Annotated in this window: 19 protein-coding genes; 11 read left to right on the plus strand and 8 right to left on the minus strand. The window is 70.4% G+C overall.

The annotated features are described in order from the left end of the window. Window positions 1-1,647, minus strand: a complete 1,647-nt coding sequence (locus ACQPWU_RS07245; protein ID WP_433437847.1) for an LCP family protein — start codon at window positions 1,645-1,647, stop codon at window positions 1-3. Between the two features lie 144 nt (window positions 1,648-1,791). After that, window positions 1,792-3,219 (minus strand): hypothetical protein, encoded by a 1,428-nt coding sequence (locus tag ACQPWU_RS07250; RefSeq protein ID WP_433437849.1) that lies wholly within the window; start codon window positions 3,217-3,219, stop codon window positions 1,792-1,794. Between the two features lie 156 nt (window positions 3,220-3,375). Here ACQPWU_RS07250 and ACQPWU_RS07255 point away from each other — a divergent pair, with 156 nt between their 5' ends. From ACQPWU_RS07255 to ACQPWU_RS07265, 3 genes are all read left to right on the plus strand, one after another. Further along, a complete protein-coding gene (locus ACQPWU_RS07255) occupies window positions 3,376-5,451 on the plus strand; it encodes a hypothetical protein (protein WP_433437850.1) in 2,076 nt (691 codons plus the stop codon). A gap of 212 nt (window positions 5,452-5,663) precedes the next feature. After that, a complete protein-coding gene (locus ACQPWU_RS07260) occupies window positions 5,664-6,599 on the plus strand; it encodes a glycosyltransferase family 2 protein (protein ID WP_433437852.1) in 936 nt (311 codons plus the stop codon). A gap of 4 nt (window positions 6,600-6,603) precedes the next feature. Next, a complete protein-coding gene (locus tag ACQPWU_RS07265; protein WP_433437854.1) occupies window positions 6,604-7,665 on the plus strand; it encodes a glycosyltransferase family 4 protein in 1,062 nt (353 codons plus the stop codon). Here the strand turns inward: ACQPWU_RS07265 and ACQPWU_RS07270 are convergent. The 3 genes from ACQPWU_RS07270 to ACQPWU_RS07280 are packed head-to-tail and all read right to left on the minus strand — an operon-like array spanning window position 7,566 to window position 10,677. Continuing rightward, window positions 7,566-8,525 (minus strand): lysylphosphatidylglycerol synthase transmembrane domain-containing protein, encoded by a 960-nt coding sequence (locus ACQPWU_RS07270; protein ID WP_433437856.1) that lies wholly within the window; start codon window positions 8,523-8,525, stop codon window positions 7,566-7,568. The two genes, ACQPWU_RS07265 and ACQPWU_RS07270, sit on opposite strands and share 100 nt — an antisense overlap. Before the next feature lie 9 nt (window positions 8,526-8,534). Next, window positions 8,535-9,605, minus strand: a complete 1,071-nt coding sequence (locus tag ACQPWU_RS07275) for a hypothetical protein (RefSeq protein ID WP_433437858.1) — start codon at window positions 9,603-9,605, stop codon at window positions 8,535-8,537. Between the two features lie 10 nt (window positions 9,606-9,615). Next, window positions 9,616-10,677, minus strand: coding sequence for an SPFH domain-containing protein (locus tag ACQPWU_RS07280; protein WP_433437859.1), 1,062 nt, complete (start codon window positions 10,675-10,677; stop codon window positions 9,616-9,618). A gap of 72 nt (window positions 10,678-10,749) precedes the next feature. On the opposite strand from ACQPWU_RS07280, the gene ACQPWU_RS07285 reads away from it, so the two are divergent. From ACQPWU_RS07285 to ACQPWU_RS07315, 7 genes are all read left to right on the plus strand, one after another. Then, window positions 10,750-11,577: a methyltransferase domain-containing protein gene (locus ACQPWU_RS07285; protein ID WP_433437860.1), complete on the plus strand. Its 828-nt coding sequence runs from the start codon at window positions 10,750-10,752 to the stop codon at window positions 11,575-11,577. An 11-nt stretch (window positions 11,578-11,588) separates the two neighbouring features. After that, entirely contained in the window at window positions 11,589-12,491 is a 903-nt protein-coding gene (locus ACQPWU_RS07290) for a lysylphosphatidylglycerol synthase domain-containing protein (protein WP_433437862.1), read from the plus strand. 94 nt (window positions 12,492-12,585) lie between these two features. Next, window positions 12,586-13,701, plus strand: a complete 1,116-nt coding sequence (locus ACQPWU_RS07295) for a glycosyltransferase family 4 protein (RefSeq protein ID WP_433437863.1) — start codon at window positions 12,586-12,588, stop codon at window positions 13,699-13,701. A gap of 33 nt (window positions 13,702-13,734) precedes the next feature. Beyond that, on the plus strand, window positions 13,735-14,814 hold the full coding sequence (locus ACQPWU_RS07300) for a sugar phosphate nucleotidyltransferase (RefSeq protein WP_433437865.1): 1,080 nt from the start codon (window positions 13,735-13,737) through the stop codon (window positions 14,812-14,814). Between the two features lie 182 nt (window positions 14,815-14,996). Beyond that, entirely contained in the window at window positions 14,997-15,893 is an 897-nt protein-coding gene (locus ACQPWU_RS07305; RefSeq protein ID WP_433437867.1) for a DNA-3-methyladenine glycosylase family protein, read from the plus strand. Between the two features lie 51 nt (window positions 15,894-15,944). Beyond that, window positions 15,945-18,563 carry a bifunctional FO biosynthesis protein CofGH gene (locus tag ACQPWU_RS07310; RefSeq protein ID WP_433437869.1) on the plus strand — a complete coding sequence of 873 codons (2,619 nt, stop codon included), beginning with the start codon at window positions 15,945-15,947 and terminating at the stop codon, window positions 18,561-18,563. An 80-nt stretch (window positions 18,564-18,643) separates the two neighbouring features. Continuing rightward, complete coding sequence (locus tag ACQPWU_RS07315; protein WP_433437871.1) at window positions 18,644-20,392, plus strand: substrate-binding and VWA domain-containing protein; 1,749 nt, start codon at window positions 18,644-18,646, stop codon at window positions 20,390-20,392. 31 nt (window positions 20,393-20,423) lie between these two features. On the opposite strand, the gene ACQPWU_RS07320 is transcribed toward ACQPWU_RS07315, so the two are convergent. From ACQPWU_RS07320 to cofD, 3 genes are all read right to left on the minus strand, one after another. Further along, window positions 20,424-21,161, minus strand: coding sequence for a lytic polysaccharide monooxygenase (locus ACQPWU_RS07320; protein ID WP_433437873.1), 738 nt, complete (start codon window positions 21,159-21,161; stop codon window positions 20,424-20,426). A 91-nt stretch (window positions 21,162-21,252) separates the two neighbouring features. Next, a complete protein-coding gene (locus ACQPWU_RS07325) occupies window positions 21,253-22,536 on the minus strand; it encodes a coenzyme F420-0:L-glutamate ligase (protein ID WP_433437875.1) in 1,284 nt (427 codons plus the stop codon). Further along, window positions 22,533-23,471: a 2-phospho-L-lactate transferase gene (cofD, locus tag ACQPWU_RS07330; protein WP_433437877.1), complete on the minus strand. Its 939-nt coding sequence runs from the start codon at window positions 23,469-23,471 to the stop codon at window positions 22,533-22,535. The genes ACQPWU_RS07325 and cofD overlap by 4 nt, the downstream gene beginning before the upstream one ends. A gap of 182 nt (window positions 23,472-23,653) precedes the next feature. Here cofD and ACQPWU_RS07335 point away from each other — a divergent pair, with 182 nt between their 5' ends. After that, window positions 23,654-25,429 (plus strand): hypothetical protein, encoded by a 1,776-nt coding sequence (locus ACQPWU_RS07335; protein WP_433437878.1) that lies wholly within the window; start codon window positions 23,654-23,656, stop codon window positions 25,427-25,429. The last annotated feature ends 275 nt before the right edge of the window (window positions 25,430-25,704 follow it).

Raw genomic sequence — 25,704 nt, forward strand, 5'->3', positions numbered from 1 at the left:
TCAGGTGCAGGCGTTCTTCTGCTCGGACGCGGTGATGGTGCTGTTGTTGACGCTGTCGGGCAGCTTGGTCACCTTGACCGAGTCGAAGTCCTCACCGACGACCAGCTGCATCACCGGAGTGCCCTTGGGCGAGGCGCCCGTGGTGGGGGTCGGCGCGGTGTACGGCTGCGGGTTGGTGACCGTGACCTTGCCCGCCGCCGGAGCGGGCTTGGGCACGACGGCTCCGGCCAGCGTGCTCGCGTAGTCGGGGGCCGTGTCGATGGTCTTGGCGTAGTGGATCTCGGTCTTGGCCAGGCTCTGACCGCCCGCGGCCTCGAAGTTGCCCAGGCCGACGACGTCGAAGCCCTCCTTGGCCAGCTGGTCGGCGACCTCGCGCGCCTTGCCCACGGTCTTGGTGCCGTTGAGTACCTGGACCTTCACCTGCTCGGGCTTGACCGTGGCCTTGGGCTTGGTGCCGGTGCCGGCGCTCGCGGACGGCGCCGGCGTGGCGGCCACGGTGTCGGTCTTGATCGAGTTGAACAGCTCGTTGGCGTCGGGCTGCTTCCAGACCACGCGGTTCTTGTCCTCGGGATCGGGCCCCCACGGGATCGTCGTGAACTTGACGCCCCCGGCCGTCAGCTGCTTGGCGCTCATCGCGATGTTGATGAGCTGCTCGGTGTCGTTGGCCAGCTCCGGGTCCATGGTGACGGACCCGGCCGCGGCGGCGATGAAGTCCCTGAGCTTGCCCACGTCGGTGAGCAGATCGCTGCTCGTGGCCTTGGCGACGACCTTGCTGAGGAAGATCTGCTGCCGCTTGATGCGCTGGATGTCGCTGCCGTCGCCGTAGTGGCGCAGGCGCACGTAGCCCAGGGCTTTCTCGCCGTTGAGCAGGCTCTTGCCGGGCGGCAGCACGAGATGGGTGGCCTTGTCGTTGACGCCGGACTGCAGGCAGATCTCGATGCCGCCGAGCGCGTCGACGATGTTCTTGAAGCCGCTGAAGTCGACCTCGACGAAGTGGTTGACGCGGATGCCGGTGAGGGTCTCGATCGTGGACATCGTGCAGGCGATGCCGCCGTCGCTGTACGCCGAGTTGATCATGCCGCGGTGCGTGGGCATCTCCTGCTTGGTGGTCTCGTTCTTGCACTTGGGGATCTGCACCATCGAGTCGCGCGGGAAGCTGATCAGGCGCGCTTGGTTCCGGTCTGGCGAGAGGTGCAGGAGGATGATCGTGTCGGTGCGCTTGCCGCCCGCGTCGGCCTCCCTGGCCATCTTCTGGCCGTATTTGGCGTTGCCCGTGCCCGCGCGGGTGTCGGAGCCCACGAGCAGCACGTTGAGCGCGCCGGTGTCCGGGGGCCGCGGGTTGATGATGTCGTTGTTGACGCTCTTCTGCTTGATGTTGCTGAACGCGTCGCGATAGACCGTGTAGCCCGTCAGCGCGCCGGCCACCATGACCGTGGTGACGCCGATGCTGACCCAGGCCAGGACACGCATCTTGTTCTGGCCACCGCCGCCACCGTCACCGCGGTGGCTGCGTGGCGGCCGGTCGTCGGGCGGGGGCGGCGGTGCGGCGGCCGCCGCTCTGCGTGCCATCCTGCTGCCAGGCTGGGTGGGGGCAGCCCTGTAGTCCTGCCCGGATTCGACTACGGGCACGCTCCTGTAGTCAGTCATACGTCCCCTAGCCTCACTTCTTGCGCCTGACGCGCTGGCTGCGTCGCCTCGAGCCACGAGACGAGGTCACGTACGGCGTGCCAGGTGTCATGACCGTGGGGAACGACCGTGACCCGGGCGTGATGTTTCCGCGGCAAAGCATACTCAGAGCCGGACATTGGGTGGAATATCATGGCCAAACTCATTATCGCCTCCGGACTGTCTTAGCACGTCAGGCTTGATGCTCAGAGCCGCCGCCAAACAGGCCAGGGGTACGGCCGGCAACACGTACCGGTAGTCGAACTCCGCCACCGCGGCCGGTGTGACCAGCAGCACGACGGCCGCTGACCAGGGCACCAGCCAGGCCGGAGGGCCGGCGAGGCGCCGTCCCCGGCGCCTGCGCGCGAAAGCCGCCACCGGGGGGACCAGCAGGGCCCCCAGGAGCACCAGGCCGGGCAGCCGCGCCACGCTCTGGTAGGCCCTCAGCCATCCGGCGAAGGGCTCTACGATCTTCGTACCGATCGCACCCTGTTCGTAGAGCTTGGCATAATCGGCGCCGACCTGTGCGGGATAGCGGCCAGGTGGTCCGGGCTCCGTCACCGGGAACTGGTAGTAGCCGTAGACCTCCGGGTCGGGATAGACCGGGCGGCCCCACGTGAAGGTGCGGCCCAGCTCGGTCAGCACCGAGGCGGCGTAGTCGAGCGGCTGACTGGTGATCGCCTGCGTCGCGAACCTGCCCGCCAGGTCGTCGGTCTCCTTCGTGAACGTGATCCCGGGCAGCCGCACGAGGGGGGAGTCCTTCGCCCAGATGTACTCCTGGGATGGCGGGCGCCGCTCCGGCGGGCGCGGGTCGCACAGGACCCTCAGGTCGGCGGGCGGGTCCATCTTGGCGCAGTCGGCGAACGACATCGTCCGGGCGTACAGGAAGGCGCCGTTCGCGCCCACGAGGCCGACGCGGTGGTACGTGGCGTAGAACCAGCCGCCGTACGCGATGACCGGCACGAGCGCGGCCGCCAGCAGCACCCCGGCCATCCCCACCCGCCTGCGCAGCACGAACCACGCGGCGAACAGCACGATGAGCGGCTGGCCTATGGTCCTGGTGAGGGTGGCGGCGGCCAGCAGCAGCCCGATGGCGACCACCGTGGCCCGCCGCTCCGTCATGCACAGCGCCACCGCCGCCACGACCAGGAACATGAACAGCGTGTCGGAGACGAGCAGGTGCTCCAGCTGGACCTGGTACGCGTCGAGCAGCACCGGCACCGTGGCCAGCGTCGCCACCCACCTGGGCGCCCTTCTCGCCACCCGGTAGATCAGCACGCCGGTGGCCAGGCCGAGCAGATGCTGCACGGCGGTGACCATCCCGAAGCCGTGGAACGGCTCCAGCAGCTTGATGAACATCGAGTAGCCGGCGGGCCTGACAAGGTCGGGGCGCGGTCTGAAGACGGTGACGATGTAGGTGTAGGAGTCGGGGAACCACAGGGCCGGCCGGTAGCCCAGCATCGCCACGGCGCGCAGGACCGTGCCGAGGGCGAGGACGACCAGGAACCAGCGGTGCCGCTTCCACCAGGACGGATCGGCGCGAGCCTCCGCCATCACCCGCACGTCCTCCCGCTTCCACGTCGCGCCGCGAATCCGCTACCGGCGGCGGCCCGAAATACGCTACCCGTGATTACGCGGAGCCCGTGCCATCGGCGGCACGCCCGCGCGCTCGTCGAAGTCGCCTCTCTGGTTGGATACGCTCGCTCTCCGATGGGACTCGATCGACCCGGGCGGGTTCTCGCCGCGCTCTCAGTGATACCGGCGCTCGCCGTGGCGGGCTGGCTGCTGGCAGGACTCCCGCTGCTCATGCTCGGCTGGTTCGCGCCGCTGCCGGCCGGGCTGCTCGGGCTGTCCGCCGCCGCCCTGCTGTGCTGGGCCGGCACGCGGCGCCTGGGCAAGGTGGTCGAAGCCACGTGGCGGCAGGTCGCCGGCGTCGTGGCGGTGGCCGTGGCGTCGGGCGTGTTCAACGTGGTCATGCACGCCGAGCAGGTCATCGTCCGGCGGGACCCGGCGACGTACGCACAGTACGCGGCCTGGATCGCGGGCCACGGCTCGCTGCCCATCCCGACGCAGGCCGCGGCCTTCGGGGGCGCCGATCCTTCGCTGGTCTTCGACAGCGTCGGGTTCTACCCGATGGACGGGGCGATGGTGCCGCAGTTCATGCCCGGGCCGCCGATGTTGTTCGCGGTGGGCGACTGGCTGGGGATCCCGTTCGCGATTCCGGCTGTCCTGGGCGGGCTGGCCGTGCTCACGATGGGCGGGGTGGTGGCGCGGCTGGCGGGGGCGCGCTGGGCGGTGCCGGCGTCGGCCGTCCTCGCGGTGAGCCTGCCGGTCCTCTACACCTCACGCAGCACGTTCAGCGAGATCCCGTCGTTGGTTCTGCTGTTCGGCGGGCTGGCGCTGGCGCACGACGCGCTCGGCCGGCCGGGCGTGCCGGGTGGGTCATCGAAGGGCGGGTCCGGCTGGGGGCGGGGGCTCCTGGCCGGGTTGGCGTTCGGGCTGGCCGTGCTGGTCAGGGTGGACGGGCTGCGCGACGTGCTGCCGGTGCTGGCGTTCGCGGGGCTGCTGATCGCGATGCGGCGCTTCGCCAAGCCGCAAGGGGCGCTGGGGCTACCGCTGCTGGCCGGGCTCGTCGTGGGGGCCGGTGCCGGGATGCTGGCCGCGTACGTGCTGGCCCGGCCCTACCTGTCCTACCTGGCGACCTCGGTCAAGCCGCTGTTGCTCATCTGCGCCGCCGTCCTCCTGCTCACCGTGGTCGGCACGGCCGCCGCCCCGGTGCTCGCCAGGATCCGCCTGCCGAAGTGGGCCCCCACGGCCGGTGCCGGGCTGGTGGTGCTCCTCATGATCGGCCTGTACGTCCGCCCGTGGCTGCAGACCGTCACCCGGATCCCCACGACGATGGAGGACCGCCGCACGGAGCTGATGATCCAGCAGACCCAGCAGGTCAACCACCTGCCCGTCGACGGCACGCGGCTCTACTTCGAGAACTCCCTGCACTGGGTGATCTGGTACGTCGGCCTGCCCGTCGTGGTGCTGGCCACGCTCGCGGCGGCGGTGCTGGTGCGGAGGCTGCTGCGGAACGGCAGGCCGTTCGAGTGGCTGCTGCCGCTCGCGGTCGTCGGCTGGACCACCGTCACCACGCTGGTGCGCCCCGAGATCACCCCCGACCATCCGTGGGCCGCCCGCCGCCTCGTCCCCATCGTGATCCCCGGGCTGATCCTGCTGGCCTCGTACGGGCTGGCCTGGCTACGCGATCAGGCCTGGCTACGCGACCTCGCCGTACGGCGCGGCCCCGCCTGGTTGTCCGGCCCCCGGCTCCGGCGCTGGGGGATGGCGCTCGCGGTGCTGGCAGTGCTCGTGCCACCGGCCGTCACCTCGATCGGGACCGCGTTCACCCCGGTCGAGCGGGGGGAGGCGGCGGCCGTGGCGGCGATGTGCGCGAAGATCCCGCCCAACGCGTCGGTGCTGATCGTGGAGCGGGTCACCGGCGACCGGTTCACCCAGCTCGTGCGCGGCATGTGCGACCGCCCGGCTGCGAAGGTGGCTCTGGACAAGGACAAGGACCCGGACGTCGCCCCTGAGGCGGAGGTGCGCCGCCTGATCGAGCGCGTGCGCGCCACGGGCCGCGTCCCCGTCGTGCTGGCCGCCGAGGCCGGCCAGGTCTCGCCGTACGGACCGGCGTCCCAGGTGATGGCGCTGGTGAGCCGCCAGGACGAGCGCTCGCTCGTGGACCCCCCGGACGGCACCTGGTCCCTCCGGATCAACGCCTGGATGGCCCTGCCCTGACCTCCCACGATATGGATCTCGGAAGTGAGGGCTCCCACCAAGGCCTGTGCGGACTCAACCCGACTCGGCTTTGAGTTGGGCGGATCGACCCGCACCTCGCCGTGAACGGGGAGGATCCCCGTCCCGGATCTGCGTCCGCCTGAGGGGAACCGCATTCGTCCTCGGCCTGAAGGCCAAGGCTTTTGTGCGGACCTCCGGTAACCTCAAACCTCGTGAGCTCGCTTGAGACCCCCAAGAGTAGTGGACCTGCCGTGGAAGAAGCGCCGTACGTCACCATCGTCCTGCCCTGCTACAACGAGCAGGATCACGTCATCGACGAAGTAGAGCGCATCACGACGGCCATGGACTCCAGCGGCTACACCTATGAGCTCGTGGCCGTGGACGACTGCTCGACCGACGACACGCTGGCCAGGCTGGAAGAGGCCGCCCCCCAGTACCCACACCTGCGCATCCGCGCCTTCCACCGCAACGGCGGCGCCGGGACCGTGCGGCGCATCGGGACGCAGGAGGCCCGGGGCGAGATCGTCGTCTGGACCGACGCCGACATGACCTACCCCAACGAGCGCATCCCCGAGCTGGTGCAGATCCTGGAGAAGGACCGCACGATCGACCAGGTGGTGGGCGCGCGCACGAGCGAGGAGGGCTCGCACAAGTTCCTGCGGGTCCCGGCCAAGTGGGTGATCCGCAAGGTGGCGGAGGTACTGGCCGGGCAGAAGATCCCCGACCTCAACTCCGGGCTGCGGGCCTTCCGCAGGACGGTGGCCAAGCCCTACCTGCGGCTGCTCCCGCCCGGGTTCTCGTGTGTGACGACGATCACGTTGTCGTTCCTGTCCAACCAGCACGACATCTACTACCTGCCGATCGACTACGCCAAGCGGGCCGGGAAGTCGAAGTTCAGCTTCGTGTCCGACGCGTACCGCTACATCCTGCAGGTGCTGCGGATGATCATGTACTTCAACCCGCTCAAGGTGCTCATGCCGCCCGCGCTGTGGCTGGTGGGCATCGGGTTCGTCAAGGGAGTGGTGTGGGACATGGTCCTGCATCCGTTCTACTTCCCGGTCAACACCTTGATGATCTTCCTGTCCGGGTTGCTGATCGGGGCCGTGGCGCTGCTGGCCGACCTGATCGTGCGGTCGCGGGGAGAGTAGGCACGTGCGGATCGCGATCGTCGGCCCGAGCTACCCGTACAAGGGGGGCGGGGCTCAGCACACCACCGAGTTGGCGCACCGGCTCGCGGCCCAGGGGCATGACGTGGTGATCGAGTCGTGGCGGGCGCAGTATCCGTCGTTCCTCTATCCGGGGCAGCAGACGATCTCCGAGCCCGAGGGCACGCCCTTTCCGAAGACCGTGCGCAGGCTCGACTGGCGGCGGCCCGACGGGTGGGTCTCCGCCGGCAAGCGGCTGCGGTCGGCTGATCTCGTGGTGCTGGCCGTGCTGAGCCCGGTGCAGGTCCCCGCATATTTGGGGATTTTGTACGGGATAAGGCGAAAAGTCCGGACCATTGCCCTCTGCCACAACGTGCTGCCCCACGAGCGCAAGCCATACGACGAGCCGCTCATGAAGGCGCTGCTCAAGCGGGTCGACGGTGTGCTGACCCACTCCGATCAGCAGGCGGAGCTGGCCAGGGGGCTGACGGGCAAGCCGATCGGCGTGGCGGCGCTGCCACCGCACCTGCCCTCGACGAATGCCGAAAAATCCACCCAGGTCCATCGCCGGTTGCTCTTCTTCGGCATGGTGCGGCCGTACAAGGGGCTGGATCTGCTCCTCAAGGCACTGCCCGAAGGGATCGGGCTCACGGTCGCGGGTGAGTTCTGGGGCGGGCTGGACGAGACGGAGGCGCTGATCGCCGAGCTGGGCATCGGCGACCGGGTCGAGCTGCGCCCCGGCTACGTGGCCGCCGCCGACGTGCCGAAGCTGTTCGCCCAGGCGGACGCGCTCGTGCTCCCGTACCGGAACGCGACCGCCAGCCAGAACGTCTGGCTCGGCCACGAGCACGGCGTGCCCGTGATCGCCACTCGCGTAGGCGCGCTCGCCGACCACGTCACCGACGGCGTGGACGGGCTGCTGGTCGAGCCGGGCGACGTCGGGGCGCTCCGCGCGGCGATCGAGCGGTTCTACGCCTCGGGGGAGCCGGAGAGGTTGCGGTCGGGCGTCAAGGCGGTCGATCCCGAGCCGTTCTGGTCGGCGTACACGGGGGTGCTGCTCGCCGTCTGACGGCCGAGCACGAACGAGATGGCCGCGGCGGTCGCGTCGGCCAGCGTGAACGCCAGCCGTGACACGATCGCCACCGCCAGCGCCGCCGGGGCGCCGATGACGGGACCGAGCACGAGCACCAGCGCGCCCTCCCTGACCCCGACCCCGGCCGGGACCACGACGGTGAGGATGCCGGTGGCCCACGCGAACGCATACGCGCCGGTCGCGACGATGTAGAGGTCGGGGCGGCCGGAGAGCAGCCAGATGTGCAGCCCGTACACGAACCACCCGAGCGCGGTCCACGCCACCGCGATGACCACGGTACGGCCGGGCAGCACGCTGTCCAGCGGCTCCTTGCGCGCGATGCGCAGCGCCAGGTTGAGACCCCAGGTGAGCACCTTGGGATGCAGGCAGACGATGATCACCGGCACCAGCAGCACGAGATACCAGGCCTTGCGGACCGCCTCCTGGGAACCCAGCGTCGCGGCGGCGATCGAGATGCCGACACCGAGGTTGATCACCAGCCCCAGCGAGACCGTCGCGAACGTGCGCCGGGGTGGGCTGCCGTGGTCGCGCCCGAGGTCCATCATCGCCGCGTACGCCCAGACGCCGCCAGGAATGTACTTCCCGAGCTGGCCCACGAACATGATCCGGGCGGCGATCCGCAGCGGCACCCGCGTGCCGAGTCCCGCCAGGATCTCCCGCCAGGCCACCAGCATGAGGAACTGGCCGAGCAGCACCGCGGCGAACGCCCCCAGCACCGCCCAGGGCGACATCGCGGCGACGGCGCCGGTGGTCTCGTCCCAGTTCTTCGCCAGCCCGTACCCCAGAAAACCGATTGCGACCAGGGCAAGGACGACGCGCAGCAGGCGACGGAGCATTGGCTCAGGCTACGCGCGGTTCGCCAGGTAAAGCCAGACGACCACGCCGACCACCGCCAGGGCGGCGAGAACCGCAAGCGTGATCTTGACCGCGCTGTACGGCCGGTCGCCCTGGACCGCACCGTTCGCGCCGTTGATCAGCACCTGATACGTCCTGCCGCCGAACAGATAGTTTCCGGCCCAGACCGGCAGCAGGACCAGCTTGAACATGACGTTCGAGTAGTTCGTGTCGACCGAGAAGACGCGCTGCACGTCGCCGCCGATGTGCCTGCGGCAGTCGCCGTGGATGACGTCGCGCATGTGGAGCTTGGCCTGCTCCAGGCCGACCGGTGGCTCGGTGTCGTAGCGCAGGCTGTGGTGCCCGGCCACGTAGTCCGGGTGGAACGGCACCGCCTGCTTCAACGGCCAGGGCTGGAGCTTGTCCAGGTCCTCCACCTGGGTGGTGGCGGGGACCAGGACGTCGTCGAAGTCACGCGCCACCCGGCCGGCGGCCGGGTACCAGCGGGTCCGCCTCTCCCTGCGGGTGCGTCTCTGGCCGCTGCCGTCGGTGTACGAGGTGGTGACCCAGTAGTGCTCGCCGCGCTGGCCCACATAGTCGGAGACCGTGCCCGCGTCGAACGTCCAGTGCGGCAGGTACGTGCTCTTCATCGACTCCGCCTCGGTGACCTTCTTGAGGCGATTGGGGGCGAACCAGCGGGTCCGCACCCAGGAGCGGAGCGCGGTCCTGGCGCCGTCGCGGTCGAGCGTGAAGGGGAGCACGGCCTCGGGGGCGATCTGGCTGTCGTTCGCGGTGTCGGCGACCAGGACCGTGCCGCAGAACTGGCACGCCTTGGAGATCGCGTCGCTCTCCGTGCGGGCGGCGCAGCCCGGGCAGGTGAACTGGTGCGGGGCGAGGGTCTGGACGCGGGGTTTGGCCAGGAACGCCTCGTAGGAGAACTCGCGCACCTGGCGGGTGGGCGGGGCGATCTGCTGCTCGAGGCCGCAGTACGGGCAGCGCATGGCGGTGGTGCCGGGGGCGAACGCCACGCTCGCGCCGCACCCCGCGCACGGATGGGCGGGGGCGTGGGTGGGGGAGGTCACGTGAGGTCCTTCAGGCGGGCGGGAAGGGCGGTGGCGTGTCGCGCAGGAGTGCCTGTAGCTCCGGGACGTCGCGGGCGGGCGCCCACTGCGGCATTCCGGACTTCCACACCAGCGCGTCCGGGGTGAGCCCGGAGGCCGGCAGCTCCGCCGCGTCGAACGGGCCGCGCCGCTCGCCGTTCACGCCGACAAACCACCGCTCGGGCTGAGGTAGCGGCGGCGGTCCACTCTGGTTCTGGCTCAGGGCGGCGGCCATCTGATGGCCCGCCGCGATGCCCACGCCCAGGCCCATGCCCTCGGCGGCTCCGCCCGCGTTCTCCAGCGCGTCGGCTGCCTGGAACCGCGCGTACTCCCCGAGATCGCCCACGATCCCCATCTGCGACCGCTTGTCCACCGCCTGCTCCACCTCGGGCGGCAGCGAGATGTTCTCGATGGTGAAGTTCGGGAGCGCGATGCCCACCCCCGCCAGGTCGGCCGTCAGCACCTCCGCCAGTTGCCGCCCCATCTGGTGCTGGTTGGCGGCCAGGTCGAGCACGGGCAGCCCGGTCGTCCCGAGCGCGTGGGCGAGCCGGCCCACGACCATCTGCCGCAGGTAGCCCTCCACCTCCTCGGTACGGAACTGCGGGTCCGTCCCGGCCAGCTCCCGCAGCAGGGCGGGGGCGTCGGTCACCCTGGCCGAGTACGCGCCGAACGCCCGCAGCCGCACCGGCCCGAACTCCGGGTCGCGCACCATGACCGGGTTCTGGGTGCCCCACTTGAAGTCGGCGAACTGGCGCGTGCTGACGAAGTACACCTCCGCCTTGAACGGCGACTCGAACCCGTACTTCCAGCCCATCAACGTGGACAGGATCGGCAGGTTCCGGGTCTCCAGCGTGTACGTCCCCGGCCCGAACGCGTCGGCGATCTGCCCCTCGTTGACGAAGACCGCGACCTGCGACTCGCGGACGATCAGCCGGGCGCCCATCTTGATCTCGTTGTCGTGGCGGGGGAAGCGCCAGACGATGGTGTCCCGGCTGTCGTCCAGCCATTCGACGATGTCGATGAACTGACCGCGGATCTTGTCGAAAATTGCCACTTCGCCCCCGTCCGTCTGGGTCTTGCCAGGTCGGCCACCGTACCAAAGCCCGTTTAGGTACTGTGGGTCCTCGTGGGTAAGCAACGGGTCGCGCAGCTCGAATACTCGGAGTTCCAGTCCGCCATGCTCGACGAGGGCAAGCGGAGACGGAAGGCTGCGAAGATCATCGCGGTGCTCGAGCACTTCCGCGGGCCGCTCGGCGGGCTGACGGTGGGCGACGTGGGCTGCTCCGCGGGGTTCATCGCCGACGAGCTCGCGCAGGCCGGGGCCAAGCACACGCTGGGCATCGACATCGACGTGCCGGGGCTGCGCAAGGCCGCCGACCGGTTCGGCGAGCGGGTGGCCTTCGTCTGCGGCGACGGCACGGCGCTGCCCTTCCCCGACGGATCGATCGACGTGCTGGTGTTCAACCACATCTACGAGCACGTGGTCGACCCCGACTCGGTGGTGGCCGAGATGCGCCGCGTGCTGTCCGACGACGGGGTGCTCTACCTGGGGCTCGGCAACCGGCTCGGCGTCATGGAGCCCCACTACAAGCTGCCGTTCCTGTCCTACCTGCCGCCCGCGCTGGCCGACCGCTACGTGCGGGCGTTCGGGCGGGCCGACCACTACTACGAGCGGTTCAGGACGCGGCGCGGGCTGCGCAGGATGCTGAGGGCCTTCCACGTGTGGGACTACACCTTCCCCGTGCTCGCCACGCCCGGCCGGTTCGCGGGTGGCGAGTTGTTCCCGGGCGCTCTCGGGCGGATCGCGCAGGGCGTGCTGGCTCGCACGCCTCGCGAGGTGCTTAGGCTGATGCTGCCGCTCGTGCCGACGTACCTGTGGGTGGCCACCAAGACCCCGCGACGGCCCGCGGGCGCCGCGCTGCCGCAACCCCCCGAGCGGGTCCGCCCGCTATGAGTCAGGACACCGTGGAACAACGTGACAACACGGAGGCCGCGCCGTCGCGGTCGCTCCTCCGCAGGGTGGTCCGGTACGTGTTCCTGGCGGTCGCTCTGGGGTTCGGCGCGTACGCCGTGGCCAAGCAGTGGGACGCCGTGGTGGCCGGGTTCGCCCGGCTGTCGCCGGCCGCGCTGGCCGGTTCGCTGGCCGCGGTGGTCTTCGCCCTGCTCGGGGCCATGCTCACCTGGCGCACCCTCCTGGCCGACCTCGGCTCCCCGCTGCCGCTGAGGCCCGCGGCCAAGGTCTTCTTCGTGGGCCAGCTCGGGAAGTACATCCCCGGCGCCGTCTGGCCGATGCTCGCCCAGATGGAGATGGGCCGCGACCTCGGCGTGCCGCGCTCGCGCAGCGCGGCGGCGTTCTTCCTGATGATGCCCATCCAGCTCGCCACCGGACTGCTCGTCTCCCTGGTCACGCTCGGCTGGGACCAGTACGGCTGGCTACTGCTGATCATCCCGCTGCTCCTGGTCCTGCTCGAGCCCAAGGTCATCAACGGCGTGATCGGGTACGCCCTGCGCAGGCTCAAGCGGGAGCCGCTCGAACGCCCGCTCACCCGGCGCGGCATGCTCACCGCGCTCGGCTGGGCCCTGGCCGGCTGGCTCTTCTACGGCGTGCACCTCTACTTCGTCGCCCCCCAGGGCGGCGTGCTCTTCGCGGTCGGCGCCTTCGCGCTGTCGTGGTGCCTGGGCATCATGACCTTCGTCGTCCCGGCGGGCGCGGGCGTGCGGGAGATCGCGATGGTCGCGGTGCTGGCGCCCCAATTGGACCGCGGCGCAGCGATCGCCGTGGCGCTTTCGTCGCGCATCGTCATCGTCGTGGGGGATCTGATCTGCGCCGGTCTGGCGGGAATCGCGGCCCGTCGCGACTCGGTGTGATTTGACCCACGATTTAGGGGAGGCTGGTCATAGGCTGAACCTAAGAGGGGGACGACCAGTCCCACGTTGATCTTGAGGGGAGAAGATCTTCGTAATGCCTCGAGTGCTCGTCGACGCGGCAGCGGTCCCCGCTGACCGCGGCGCGCTGATCAGATATGTGGATGGGCTCGTGGCCGCGCTCGACCGGGCCGGCGCAGACCTGGCCGTGGTCTGCCAGCGCTCCGAAGCTGAACGGTATCGGAGCCTCGCGCCCTCGGCTCTGGTCATCCCAGGGCCCGTCGCGATCTCCAACAGGGCCGTCAGGCTCGCCTGGGAGCAGACCGGTCTGCCGCTGCTCGCCCGTCAGGCGGGGGTGGACGTGATCCACGCCCCCTACTACTCCATCCCGCTCGGCTCGGGCCTGCCGACCGTGGTGACGATTCACGACGTCACCTGGTTCACCGAGCCCGACCAGCACGGCTCGCGGTCGTCGTTCTTCCGCTCCGCCACGCGTACGGCCGTGCGCCACGCCAAGCGGGTGATCGTGCCGTCCAAGGCGACCAGGGACGAGCTCGTCCGCGTGCTCTCCGCCGATCCCACGCGCATCGACGTCGCCTACCACGGGGTCGATCTGGCGCAGTTCCACCCGCCGACCGAGGAGGAGATCCGCCGGGTCGCCTTGCGGTGTGGGCTGCACGGCCAGCCTTATGTGGCGTTCCTGGGCGCGCTCGACCCCCGTAAGAACGTTCCCAACCTCATCCGCGGCTTCGCCACCGCCGTGAAGCAGTTGGGCGAGCCGCCCGCGCTGGTGATCGGCGGCGGCGTGCACGAGGACGACGTCGACGCCGCCTGCCGCGAGGTCGGGGCCACGGTCAGGGTCATCCGGCCCGGCTACCTGCGCGCGCCCGACCTGCCCGGGTTCCTGGGCGGAGCGCTCGTGGTCGCCTTCCCATCGCGGGGCGAGGGGTTCGGGCTGCCGGTGCTGGAGGCCATGGCCTGCGGCGCTCCCGTCCTGACGACACACAGCACCTCGCTACCCGAGGTCGGCGGCGATGCGGTGGCCTACACTGAGCCCGATGTCGACAGCATCGCCACGGCTCTCGGAGACCTGCTGGGCTCCTCCGCCCGGAGGCTGCAACTGCGGGAGGCGGGGCTGGCAAGAGCACGCGAGTTCACCTGGGACGCCTCGGCAGAGGCGCATCTCAGCTCTTATCAACGCGCGATCGAATAGTTCGGTAACCTTCACGGAGTGATGGAGAGCTCATTGCCAGACCTCGAGGCGATCCTCCTGGTCGGGGGGCAGGGCACGCGCCTGCGTCCGCTGACACTGGGCACGCCGAAGCCGCTGCTGCCGACCGCCGGCGTTCCGTTCCTGGCCCACCAACTCGCCCGCGCGCGCTCCTTCGGCGTGCGCCGGATCGTGTTCGCGACCTCGTACAAGGCGTCGATGTTCGAGCCGGCCTTCGGTGACGGCGAGGCGTTCGGGCTCTCGCTGGAATACATCACGGAGGAGACCCCGCTGGGCACCGGCGGCGCGATCCGCAACGCGGCCGAGGCGCTCACGTCCGGGCCCTCCGACCCGGTGCTCATCCTGAACGGCGACATCCTCTCCGGCCATGACATCGGCGAGCAGGTGCGCACTCACCTCACACGACAGGCCGCTGTAACGCTCCATTTGACAGAGGTCGACGATCCCTCGCGATTCGGGTGCGTGCCGACCGACGAGACGGGGCGGGTGACCGCGTTCCTGGAGAAGACCCCCAACCCGGTGACCAACCGGATCAACGCCGGCTGCTACGTCTTCAGCCGGTCGGTGATCGACTCGATCCCGCGGGACGAGGTCGTGTCGGTGGAGCGGGAGACGTTCCCCGGGCTGATCGAGTCGGGCGAGCTGGTGCTGGGGTACGCGGACCGCACGTACTGGCTGGACGTCGGCACGCCGGCGGCGTTCGTGCAGGGCTCGCGCGACCTGGTGCTGGGCCGGGTGTCCTCGCCCGCGCTGCCCGGGCCGACGGGCGAATACCTGGCGCTGGAGGGGGCTCAGGTCTCGCCGGAGGCCAAGGTCGAGGGCGGCACCGCGGTCGGCGCGCGAGTCGTGATCGAGGCGGGTGCCACGGTGGTGGGCTCGGTGCTGACCGACGACTGCGTCATCGAGGCGGGCGCCTGCGTGACGGACTCCGTGGTGGGCAGGGGAGCGCGGGTCTGCGCGGGCACGGTGGTGAGTGACGCGGTGATCGGCGACGGTGCCATCGTGGGGCCGGGCAACGAGCTGCAGAACGGCGTGCGCATCTGGCCGGGCGTCGAGCTGCCCGAGCGCGCGATGCGCTACTCGAGCGACGTCTGACACACCCCGCGCCCTTCCTTCCAAGGACGCGCCTACTACGACAAGCAGCGATCAACTCCCGGCTCCTGGCAGAGGGCACGGTCTTTGGCCAGGACTCGGGGTCCAGGGACCTCCACCGGAGTACGGCGGGGGAGCGAGGCTCGTGGGTTCGAGCAGGGGGCCGGGCGCGCGAGACTGGATGGGTGAGGGAGCGTCGATGGGTGCCCGAGGGGCCGCTGGACGTGGGGCTGGCGTTGCAGCCCCACAGGCGCGGCGGCGGCGATCCCACCTGGCGCAAGACCGGTGACGGGTCCGTGTGGCGCACGTCCAGGACGCCCGACGGGCCGTGCACGCTCAGGGTGAGCGTCAAGGCCGGGTGCGTGCACGGGCAGGCGTGGGGGTCTGGGGCGGAGTGGGTGCTGGAGGCGTTGCCGGCGTTGCTGGGCGCGCTCGACGACACTTCCGGATTTATCGTCAAGCATGAGGTCCTGGCGGAGGTTGTCAGGAAATATCCGGGCTTGCGGATCGGGCGTACCGGCCGGGTCATGGAGGCCCTCGTGCCTGCCGTGCTCGAGCAGAAGGTGGTCGGGCGGGAGGCGTGGCGGGCCTGGCGGTGGCTGCTGACCCGGTACGGCGAGCCCGCACCCGGACCCGCGCCCGAAGGCATGCGGGTGGTGCCCGAGGCCGTGGTGTGGCGGCAGATCCCCAGCTGGCACTGGCACCGCGCGGGCGCCGAGGCCGTACGCGCCAGGACGATCGCGAACGCCGCCTGGCACGCCGAGAAGCTGGAGGCCGCGGCCACCACCGAGGAGCTCGATCGGCTGCTGCGCGCGCTGCCGGGGATCGGGGTGTGGACGTCGGCCGAGGTGCGCCAGCGTGCCTTCGGCGACCCGGACGCTGTGAGCGTCGGCGACTTCCATCTGGCCAAGCTCGTCGGATATGCCCTGACCGGGGAGAAGACCGACGATCCCGGGATGATGCGGCTGCTGGAGCCGTACCACGGGCACCGGCATCGCGCCACGGTCCTGGTCTGGCTCACCGGCCTGCGCCCACCTGCGCGGGGGCCGCGGATGCCGGTGCGGGATTACAGATCGTTCTGAGACGCGCCCCTGGGTGCGGGCGGTGAACCCAGCTCGTCGTACTGTGCCCGTATGACTCTCGTCAGCGATTCCGCGCTCCGCCGGGCGCTCGCGCGTGCCCGCGACGGCAAGGCCCTCGACGTCACGGAGGCGACCGTCCTCCTGCACGCCCGGGGCGAGCACCTCGACGCCCTGCTCGAACACGCCTCCCGCGTACGTGACGCCGGGCTACGGGCGGCCGGCCGCGAAGGAATCATCACGTACAGCAAGAAAGTGTTCATCCCGTTGACCCGGCTCTGCCGGGACCGTTGTGGGTACTGCACCTTTGCGACCGCGCCGAACAAGCTGCCGGCGCCGTTCCTGAGCCCTGACGAGGTGCTGGAGATCGCCCGGCAGGGGGCGGCCATGGGGTGCAAGGAGGCGCTGTTCACGCTGGGGGACCGGCCGGAGGACCGCTGGCACCAGGCCCGCTCGTGGCTCGACTCGCATGGCTATGACGACACGTTGTCCTATGTACGCGCCATGGCCATCCGGGTGCTGGAGGAGACGGGGCTGCTGCCGCACCTCAACCCGGGCGTGCTGACCTGGCGCGACCTGCAGCGGCTCAAGCCCGTCGCGCCGTCCATGGGGATGATGCTGGAGACGACGTCGCGGCGGCTCTTCGAGGAGAAGGGGCAGGCCCATTACGGGTCGCCGGACAAGGACCCGGCGGTGCGCCTGCGCGTCCTGGAGGACGCGGGCCGGACGAACGTGCCCTTCACCACCGGGATCCTCATCGGCATCGGGGAGACCGTCGAGGACCGGGCCGAGTCGCTGTTCGCCATCCGGCGGGTGGCGCGCGAGTACGGCGGGATCCAGGAGGTCATCGTCCAGAACTTCCGCGCCAAGCCGGACACGGCCATGCGGGGATTGCCGGATGCCGACCTGGAGGAGCTCGCGGCCACCATCGCGGTGGCGCGTCTGGTGCTCGGCCCACGGGTACGCATCCAGGCCCCGCCCAACCTGGTGGACTCGGAGTACGAGCTGATGATCCGGGCGGGGATCGACGACTGGGGCGGAGTGTCGCCCCTCACCCCCGACCACGTGAACCCTGAGCGTCCTTGGCCGCAGATCTCCCACCTGGCTTCCCGCACCGCCGAGGCCGGGTTCGTGCTCCGGGAGCGGCTGACCATCTATCCCGAGTACGTGCTGGCTGGGGAGCCGTGGCTCGATCCCCGGGTGTCCGCGCACGTGGCTGCCCTGGCGGACCCCGCCACCGGGCTGGCTCGTGAGGACGCGGTGTTGCGTGGGTTGCCGTGGCAGGAGCCTGACGGGGGGTTCGCGTCGTCGGGGCGGGTCGACCTGCACGTGGAGGTGGACACGTCGGGGCGCACCCACGACCGGCGGGACGACTTCGACCACGTCTACGGCGACTGGGACGCCCTCCGCGACCGCCTCACCCCGACGTCCACACCCGCGGCCCCCGCCGTACGCGTCGAGCCGAGCCCGGCCGACGAGGCGCCCGCCGCACAAGCGGCCGGGACGCCGAGTGACGTGCGGCAGGCGCTCAGGCGGGCCCAGGCGGACCCGGCGGGGTTGAGCGACGCCGAGGCGGTGGCGTTGCTCGGTGCACAAGGGGAGGCGCTGGAGGAGCTGGCCGCCATCGCCGACGAGCTCAGAAGGCAGGCCGTGGGCGACGACGTCACGTACGTCGTCAACAGGAACATCAACTTCACCAACGTCTGCTACACCGGCTGCCGCTTCTGCGCCTTCGCCCAGCGCAGGACGGACGCCGACGCGTACACCCTGAGCCTCGACCAGGTGGCGGACAGGGCCCAGGAGGCATGGGAGGCGGGGGCGACCGAGGTCTGCATGCAGGGCGGCATCCACCCCGACCTGCCCGGCGCCGCGTACTTCGACCTGGCCAGGGCGGTCAAGGCCAGGACCCCCGGCATGCACGTGCACGCGTTCTCCCCCATGGAGGTCATCAACGGGGCGAGCCGTACGGACATGTCCATCCAGGCCTGGCTGGAGGCGGCCAGGGAGGCGGGCGTCGACTCGCTTCCCGGGACGGCGGCGGAGATCCTGGACGACGACGTGCGGTGGGTGCTGACCAAGGGGAAGCTGCCCGCCAAGGAGTGGGTCGAGGTCATCACGACGGCCCACAAGGTAGGCATTCCGACGACGTCCACCATGATGTACGGGCACGTGGACAACCACCTGCACTGGGTGCGGCACATCAAGCTGATCCGCCGCATCCAGGAGGAGACCGGCGGCTTCTCCGAGTTCGTGCTGCTGCCGTTCGTGCACACCAGCGCCCCCATCTACCTGGCGGGCATCGCCAGGCCGGGCCCCACGGCGGAGGAGAACCGGGCAGTGCACGCGCTGGCCAGGATCCTCCTGCACGGCGCGATCAAGAACATCCAGTGCTCCTGGGTGAAGCTCCGCGACGACCTGTGCCGCCAGGTGCTCCAGGGCGGCGTGAACGACCTCGGCGGCACCCTCATGGAGGAGACCATCAGCCGGATGGCGGGCTCGGAGAACGGCTCGTACAAGACCATCAGTGAGCTACGGGAGATGGTCGAGGTCACCGGCAGGCCGGTCAGGCAGCGCACCACCGAGTACGGCACCCCCACGCAGGAGCGGCTGGAAGCCTCCCGGGCGAGCGACGGCGTGTGCAAGAGCGTCAGGAGAGTGCTGCCGATGGCGTAGCTATAACATGTTCTAGCAACACTTGCGCCCGCTGTGGGAGGCACTGCGAGAATCGTCACTCCCCTGGAGAGAGGTTCACCGTGCGCTTGGGTCGACACCGCGCCGCGCTGGCCCCCGAGCAACGCCGCAGGAAGGCGTTCCAGCGTGGCATGCTGGCGGGCCTCACGGCCGTGGCCATCGTCGTCGGCGGCCTCGTCGTGGTGTTCGGCGGCGGTGGCGTGCTGTGCAGCACGCGAGAGCCTGTTCTGGTCAGCGTGGCGGCCGCGGACGACGTGGCGCCGGCGGTCATGGAGGCCGCCGGGCGGTTCAACGAGACGAAGACGGCGGTGGGCGGCCGGTGCGTTCTGGTCCAGGTGACCGAGCAGCCGCCGGCCACCGTCCTGCGCACGCTGATCGGCGACCGCGCGGGCGTGCTGCGCGAGCGGCCGGACGGGTGGATCGCGGACTCGTCGGCCTGGATCAGGCTGGCCCGCCAGCAGGGCGCGAACGCGCTGCCCGCCGGTGAGAGCGTGGTGGCGACGTCGCCGCTGGTGTTCGCGACCCGCTCGTCGCTGGCCCAGCGCTTCTCCGTGGGCAAGACCGAGATGAACTGGCGGATGGTCTTCCCCCCGACCGTGCGCGGGCGGCTGCGGCCCAACGCGAACGAGCCGGACGTCGTACGCGTACCGGACCCGTCACTGGCCGGGGCGGGCATCGCGACCGTGGCCGCCGCCAGGGACGTCGTCGGCACAGGACCTGAGGCGGACAAGGCGCTGACCGCGTTCGTACGGTGGGCGCAGGCCGGCTCCGCCCCCGATTACCGCAGCATGCTGGCGGCCGTGGACGACCACACGTTCTGGCAGCGCCCGGTCGTCATCGTCCCCGAGCAGTCGGTGTGGAACCACAACCTGCGTCCCTCCTCCGACCCGGTCGTCGCGCTGCATCCGCGCGAGGGCACGATCAACCTCGACTACCCGTATGTCGTCACCGCCGGCGACCCCGCGGTGGCCGAGGCGTCCACGGTCTTCGCCGACTGGCTGAAGGGCCCGCAGGCGCAGGAGATCGTGCGGCGGGCGGGGTTCAGGTCGGGCGACGGCGCCCAGGGGCCGATCTCACCGGGGCCGCAGATCCCCTCGGCTGCGCCGAAGACCAGGTCGTCGGTGTCGCCGCAGGACATCGACGAGGCGTTGCGCGCCTGGAGCCGGCTGGCCCCGCCGACGAACATCCTCGTCCTGGCCGACACCTCCAAGCACATGGCGGAGCCGCTGAACGGCAGCACCAGGATCAGGATCGCGCTGGACGCGGCCAAGATCGGGCTGCAGCTCTTCCCCGACTCGACGCACATGGGCCTGTGGGAGTTCGCGGATCGGGTGGGCGGCATCAGGAACTACCGGGAGCGGGTCGGGCTGGGCCCGATCAACGAGCCCGAGACGGGGCAGGTGATCCGCAAGAGCCGCCTCGCCGAGGCGACCGGCGACATCACCGCCCATCCCGACCTCGACAGCTCGCTCTACGACGCGATACTCAGGGGCTTCCGTAAGGTCACCGGCGAGTACCGCGAGGAGATGAACAACTCGCTCCTGGTGATCACGGCGGGCAAGGACGACGGCAAGGGCACCACGCTGCCGGAGCTCCTCGACACGCTGCGGCGCGAATGGAACCCGGACAAGCCCGTACAGATCGTCATCATCGCCTTCGGCAAGGGCGTCGATCGCGGCAGCCTGTCGCAGATCGCGGCCGCCACGAACGGCTCCCTGCACGAGGCCCAGGAGCCGGGGGAGATCATCGACGTCTTCCTCGCCGCTCTGGCCCGCCGGCTCTGCCATCCCACCTGCAAGCCGACCACATGAGAAGGGGGGCGCACCGGCGCCCCCCTTTCCGTCAGACGCGCTGCCAGAGCGCCGGGACGTTGGGCGGCTCCCAGCCGGCCAGCGCGGTGTGGGCCTGGATGCAGCGGTACGTGACGCCGTTGTAGGTCACGATGTTGCCGACCGCGTACGCGGTGCCGGCCTTCCACGTGCCCGAGGGCGTCGTGGGCGTGGGAGTGGGCGTCGGGGTGGGCGTCGGAGTGACGGTCGGGGTGGGGGTGGGCGTCGGGTTGCCGCCACCTCCGCCGATCTGCAGGTCGATGCAGGAGTAGAAGGCGTTGGCGGTGTCGGAGATGTTCCAGATCGCCAGCACCTTCTGCCGGCCCGAGTAGCCGGACAGGTTGACCGGGTGCGAGACCGTGGCGGGCGGTTGCTGGCCGTTGCCGTTGAAGACGGCCACCCGCGTGTTGCCGATGTAGTACTCGTAGTTGAGCGTGGCGTGCCTGGCGGTGAACGTCCAGGTGAAGGTCACCGTGGTGCCCACCTGGGTGACGGGCCACGGCTTGCTCTCGTCGCTGAGCTGCGCGAACTGCGGCAGGTTGGCGTTGCAGCTCCGCAGCCCCTTCGGGCCCTCCACGCTCTGCGGCTCGTAGATGATGTTGCCGCAGTCGGGCACCTTGCCCTGGGCGCAGTTGGCCTGCCGGCTGGGTGGGGAGTTCACATAGCCGTGCGCGAACGCGGGCGCGGTGTTGAACACCGTGGTGGCGACGGCGATCACCACCACGGCGGCTAACGTGAGAGTCCTTCTCATTGAAGAGCTCCTTTACATGGGGGGATGCCTCGAATGTAAAGGAAACTTTCCTAAGAGTAAACGGGCGGCTTACTGGGGCTTTCCGATGTGGTCAGCGCGTGACGATGAAGTCGTCCGGGTCGCGGGGCGCGCGGTCACGTGGCGGTGCGGCCGCGTGACCGACGGCCACGCAGCCCATCGGATCCCACGAGCCAGGCAGATCGAGCACCTCGCGGACGACCGGGCGGCAGAACATCGTGGATGACACCCACGCCGAGCCGAGCCCCTCCACGGCGAGCTGGATGAGGAGGTTCTCGACCCCCGCGCCGGTCGCCACCACGAACATCTCCCGCTCGGACGCGTTGCGCCGATCGTCCCGGTACGTGTGGGAGCCCTCCATCACCAGGCAGGGCACGATCAGGTAAGGCGCGTTACGCAGCACGTCGCCCCGCTTGATCCGCTTGGCGATCGACTGCTCGCTGAACCCGTCGCCGCGCAGGTCCTCGATCCAGGCCTCACGCATGGCGTCGAGCAGCTTGGTCCGGGTCTCCGGCGACTCGACCAGCACGAACCGCCACGGCGTCGTGTGGTGCGGCGCGGGCGCCGCGATGCCCGCCGCCACCGCCCTGCGCACCTTGTCGGGATCGACGGGCCGGTCGGAGAACTCCCTGATGGTACGGCGGGCGAACACGACATCCCGCGACCCGTAGCGGAACATGTCGTCGTCGGCCGCCCGCACCAGCGGCCGCACGCCGGGCCCGTCGTCATCGGTGACCAGGTGGGACAGCCCGCGTACGATCGCCACCGGCACCCCGCCGAGCTTCCCCTTGACCAGCTCGGCCGCGGCCGCGATCTCGTCGGCCAGCGCTGTGACGGTGGCGTTGAGCTCGTTGCCGTAGCCGTCGGACGTGCCGCGGAAGTCATCGAGCGGGCGCACGCCCGCCACCCCGATGGCCACGTCGGTGAGCCCGTTGCGCCACGGGCGGCCGAACGTGTCGGAGACGATCACGCCCGCGCGCACGGGCAGGCCCTTCCTGATGCGCCTGGCCGAGGCGTCGGGGTCCTCGGGCAGCAGCAGCACGGTGCCCGGCTCGGTGTTGGAGGCGTCGACCCCGGCGGCGGCCATGACGAACCCGTGGCGGGTCTGCGAGATCACAGTGTCGCCACGCCTGGCCACCACGCGCTCGGTCTCGTCCTCGATCGCCTGGACGCGGTCGGGCGCCTGACGGATCCGGCCCTCGGCCTTGCTCACGATCTTGGAGGTGACGACCACGATGTCACCGTCGCGCACGTCGGCGTGCCGCAGCAGGGCCGCCACGTCATCCCCCGGCCGCACCTCGCCGATGCCCGCCACGGCGATCACTTCAAGCCGCGGCGCCTGGGTGGAGCCGGTCATCGGTGGAGCTCCTGGGCGAGGTCGAGGGCGGTGAGGGCGATGTCGGCCGCGGCGTCGGCGTCGTGCATGAGGATCGGCCGGGCGACCACCCGGACACCGTCGAGCGCGACCCCTTCGTCCTCCTCCGCCACGAGCCACCCGTCGATCAGCTCCGAGCCGTACAGCTCGAGGACGGCCTGCGCTGTCGTCTCCACCCCGATGGCCGTCAGGCAGGCGTCGGCCATGCCCCTGACCGGCGCGCCGCCGATGATCGGCGAGACGCCGACCACGGTCTTGGGGAGCAGGGCGTCGCGGATGCCCGGGATCTGCAGGATCGTGCCGATGCTCACGACCGGGTTGGACGGCGGCAGGATCACCACGTCGGCCTGCTCGATCGCCTCGAGCACGCCCGGCGCGGGCTTGGCCGTGTCGACTCCCACCAGCGCGAACGACTGCGCCGGGATCGAGGCGCGCAGGCGTACCCACCACTCCTGGAAGTGGACGGCGCGCTTGCCGTGCTCGTCCTCGACCACCACGTGGGTCTCGCAGCGGTCGTCGGTCATCGGCAGCAGCCGCACGCCCGGCTGCCAGCGGGCGCACAGCGCCTGCGTGATCTGCGAAAGCGGGTAGCCGGCCTCCAGCATCTGCGAGCGCACGATGTGGGTGGCGAAGTCGCGGTCGCCGAGCCCGAACCACTGCGGTTCGACGCCGTACGCGGCCAGCTCCTCCTTGACGACGTGGGACTCCTTGGCCCGTCCCCAGCCCTGCTGCTCGTCGATGCCGTTGCCCAGGGTGTACATCACGGTGTCGAGATCTGGGCAGACCCGCAGACCGAACAGGGTGATGTCGTCGCCCGTGTTGCCGATGACCGTGATCGAGGCGTCTGGTGCGGCCGCGCGCAGGCCACGCAGGAAGCGGGCGCCGCCGATACCGCCCGCGAGTGACACGATGTGCATGCCGCCCAGTCTTCCATCGGCCCCTGACAGGCCCTTCCCGGGAGTCGTTTTACCCAACCTGTTATGAGAGAAATGCCAGGTGTAGACCGAATTGGGATGTGGGAGGTTCCTGGGACTCCCGCCGCATGTGTCAGTGATGTGGCAAACTCCCTTCGGACCAAAAGGCCCGGTTGGGGGTAGTTGTGAGCAAATTTGACGTTGCGCGGCTGAGAGAGCCGGCCGCCTGGATCATGCTCGTCGCCGGATTGCTGACCGTGGTGCTGACGATCGGTGACGTCTTCATCGGTTCGTCCGGGTTGGCCCTGACCGTGCGCGCAGCCAGGAACGTCCTGAACCTGACGAACCCCGTCGTGACGGCCCTGCTGCTGGGCGCCGTGGTGCTGGTCACCAAGGTCGGCGAGCCGTCGCCCAAGGCCAAGCCCATTATGTACGGGTCGGCGGCCGGGCTGGTGCTGGCCGCGGTGTTCGGCGTGCTCTCGCTGCTGCTCGGCCTTTTCGCCGGGATCGGCGGCTGGGTGACGGTGCAGATGGTGCTCCTGGGTGTGCCCTACATCGCATTGGCCGCCGTCGCGCTCGTCTATCTGCTCCCGCAGATCCTTCCTGAACGGCCCGCGCAGGTCTACCAGCAGCCGCAGTTCGGCCAGCAGCCCCCATATTTCGGGCAGCAGCAGCAGTTCGGCCAGCCGGAGCAGCAGTTCGGCCAGCCGGAGCAGCCCCAGACGGGTCCCGCCTACGGCCAGCCCGAGCAGCCCCAGCCTGGCTCCGCCTACGGCCAGCCCCCCTACGCCCAGCAGCCCCAGTCGGGCCAGCAGCCTGGCGCGCAGCCGCCCACCGGCGCGTACGGCCAGCCTCAGCCGGCCCCGCAGCCCGGTTACGGCCAGCAGCCCGAGTCCGGCCAGTACGGTCAGCAGCCCGAGTCCGGCCAGTACGGTTCGCAGCCCGAGTCCGGCCAGTACGGTTCGCAGCCCCAGTCGGGTCAGTACGGCCAGCAGCCCCCGAGCTTCGGCGGCCAGCCCGAGCCCCAGGCGGCCCAGCACCAGCAGCCCGAGCCGCAGGTCGCCCCACCAGCGCAGCAGCCCGCGCCGTACCAGCCGCAGCAGATCAGAGGCGCCCTGCCCGCCGCCCCCTCGGACCAGGGCCAGCCGGACCAGGCCTACTCGCCGCAGAGCTTCGGCCAGTCGGCCTATGCCCCCGCCGACACGGCTCCCTCGGTCCAGGACTACGCCACGCCGCCGGCCGACTACCAGCCCGCCCCGTACCTGCCCGCCGACAGTTCGCCGAACGTCTACGGCCAGCCGAGCCCGAACCCCTACGCGCCCCCCGTGGCCGACCAGCCCAATCCGTACGCCCCGCCCGCGGATCAGCCCAACCCCTATGCCCCGCCCGCGGACCACCAGAACCCGTACGCCCCGCCGGACACCACGCCCAACGCCTTCGCCGGCCAGGCGTTCCAGACGCCGCCGGCCGACACTGCTCCGAACGTCCCGTACCCCCCGGCCGCCGAGCAGCAGCACTTCGGACAGACCGCCTTCGACTCGCAGGGCGGCCAGCCGTTCACCGGGTACTCCGGCCACGAGTACGCCGCGCCGTACCAGGAGCCGGACCCGCCCGTGGACCCGCGGTCGCAGCAGCTCATGGACGCCTACCAGCAGGCCGAGACGTACCAGCACTCCACGGTCGGCACCCAGCCCGAGCTGCGCGTGCCCGACTACTCCAACCAGGCGCCCAGGCCCTACGACGACCCGTTCGGCCACCCGCAGCAGCCCCCGCACGGCGGATACGAGCCCCAGCAGGGCCAGTACCAGCCCACTCACCAGGCGCCGCAGCCGGGCTGGCCCCAGACGGAGGGCGTCGGAGAGTCGACGATGCGGCTCGACTCCTCGGCTTACGGCACCCGCCCGGGAGACGACCCGATCGACCCGACAGCCATATACACCCCCAACGAGCCCCGCAGGTAACGGACCGGCAATGAACGGCTAGAGAGAAGGTGGGCCACGGGCGGGTGTCTATACCGCCCTGGTACGGTTCGGACCGCTGACACGTTGAACGAGCCTTGCCGACGCCGAGCGCAAAGGGTGTCGGCCAGGTGTGAACATCACATGCCAAGCACACCGGGGCGAGGTCTGGTCTTTCCCCGGATAGCTGCATGCCGCTTGACGTCAGCTACGGCGCACGCGTGTAATTACAACCATGTTGTTACGCCTTCCAGTGGGTGGGTAATAAGGAAGGCGTC

The organism is Nonomuraea sp. CA-141351, assembly GCF_050944675.1.
In the GTDB taxonomy this organism is placed as follows: domain Bacteria; phylum Actinomycetota; class Actinomycetes; order Streptosporangiales; family Streptosporangiaceae; genus Nonomuraea.

What these genes read in the sequence shown, in the direction of transcription:
- ACQPWU_RS07320 (WP_433437873.1), bottom strand. Translation starts at nt 21,161, where the DNA reads ATGAGAAGGACTCTCACGTTAGCCGCCGTGGTGGTGATCGCCGTCGCC.
- ACQPWU_RS07295 (WP_433437863.1), top strand. Translation starts at nt 12,586, where the DNA reads ATGCCTCGAGTGCTCGTCGACGCGGCAGCGGTCCCCGCTGACCGCGGC.
- ACQPWU_RS07325 (WP_433437875.1), bottom strand. Translation starts at nt 22,536, where the DNA reads ATGACCGGCTCCACCCAGGCGCCGCGGCTTGAAGTGATCGCCGTGGCG.
- ACQPWU_RS07250 (WP_433437849.1), bottom strand. Translation starts at nt 3,219, where the DNA reads ATGGCGGAGGCTCGCGCCGATCCGTCCTGGTGGAAGCGGCACCGCTGG.
- ACQPWU_RS07255 (WP_433437850.1), top strand. Translation starts at nt 3,376, where the DNA reads ATGGGACTCGATCGACCCGGGCGGGTTCTCGCCGCGCTCTCAGTGATA.
- ACQPWU_RS07310 (WP_433437869.1), top strand. Translation starts at nt 15,945, where the DNA reads ATGACTCTCGTCAGCGATTCCGCGCTCCGCCGGGCGCTCGCGCGTGCC.
- ACQPWU_RS07245 (WP_433437847.1), bottom strand. Translation starts at nt 1,647, where the DNA reads ATGACTGACTACAGGAGCGTGCCCGTAGTCGAATCCGGGCAGGACTAC.
- ACQPWU_RS07270 (WP_433437856.1), bottom strand. Translation starts at nt 8,525, where the DNA reads ATGCTCCGTCGCCTGCTGCGCGTCGTCCTTGCCCTGGTCGCAATCGGT.
- cofD (WP_433437877.1), bottom strand. Translation starts at nt 23,471, where the DNA reads ATGCACATCGTGTCACTCGCGGGCGGTATCGGCGGCGCCCGCTTCCTG.